This is a genomic window from Salinarimonas soli (genome assembly GCF_008386575.1).
GTDB classification, from domain to species: domain Bacteria; phylum Pseudomonadota; class Alphaproteobacteria; order Rhizobiales; family Beijerinckiaceae; genus Salinarimonas_A; species Salinarimonas_A soli.
On the sequence record NZ_VUOA01000111.1, the window covers coordinates 1 to 339 of the forward strand.

Sequence of the window (339 nt, forward strand, 5' to 3'; positions counted from 1 at the left end):
GCCGACACGGCGCGCCTCCTCGTCGAGGGCGGCGTGACGCGGCTCGTGGTGGCGGGCGGCGAGACCTCAGGCGCCGTGGTCTCGGCCTTGGGCCTCGACGCCGTGGCGGGCGGGCCGGAGATCGATCCCGGCGTGCCGGCGCTCGCCAGCCCCGACCGGCCCCTGGCGCTCGCCCTGAAATCGGGGAATTTCGGGGCGCCCGACTTCTTCGCCAAGGCGCTCGCCGTCATGCCCCGCGACGCTTGTCCCGTCATCCAGGAGGATTCCATGCCGGCTTTCCCCGCCAACATCGCCTTCCTCTTCCCCGACCGGCCCTTCCGTGGGGGCTACGGTCCCCCC

At 74.0% G+C, this 339-nt stretch carries 1 protein-coding gene; it reads left to right on the top strand.

The features are described 5' to 3' along the window. On the top strand, window positions 1–339 hold a 339-nt coding region (locus tag F0L46_RS25425; RefSeq protein WP_276315629.1), incomplete at both ends, for a nucleotide-binding domain containing protein.